This is a genomic window from Paenibacillus sp. 05T425, assembly GCF_056396205.1.
The window spans coordinates 1-525 of record NZ_JBFTLA010000066.1 but is presented as its reverse complement, the minus strand read 5'-3'; the positions used below and the strand labels follow the sequence as shown (position 1 = coordinate 525).

The 525-nt window shown below is 59.2% G+C and carries 1 protein-coding gene; it reads right to left on the bottom strand.

The window, feature by feature from the left end; all coding sequences use genetic code 11:
- The coding region (gene pilH, locus AC1DF0_RS32085) for a twitching motility response regulator PilH (protein ID WP_477577606.1) at positions 1-331 on the bottom strand (331 nt) is incomplete at its 3' end.
- Between the last annotated feature and the right edge of the window lie 194 nt (positions 332-525).

Genomic DNA, 525 nt, shown 5'->3' with positions numbered 1-525 from the left:
GGGTGTCTTCATCGACCGGTTTGGTCAGGTAGTCCTTGGCGCCCTGGCGCGTGCCCCAGACTTTGTCGGTTTCCTGATCCTTGGTGGTGATGATGATCACCGGGATGTGCCCGGTTTCCGGGTCTTTGGTCAGCTGACGGGTCGCCTGGAAACCGTTGAGGCCGGGCATGACGATGTCCATCAGTACCGCGTCGGGTTTTTCCTGACGGGCCAGGGCCACGCCGTCGGCGCCGTTTTCGGCTTTCAACACTTCATGACCGTGCTTTTCGAGCATGCCGGTCAGTTTGTACATTTCGGTCGGCGAATCATCGACGATCAGAATACGTGCCATGGTCTTCCCCATTCTTGTCGACGCAAGGCCCACTGGCCGAGCGTCACTGTGCGTGTCCTACTGCGGCGAAACGACAGCAAAGCCCGGTACGTGGGCCTGAATCGCGTTCAGCAGTTCTTCCTTGCTGAAAGGCTTGGTCAAAAACTGGTCGGAGCCGACGATCCGCCCCTTGGCCTTGTCGAACAACCCGTCCC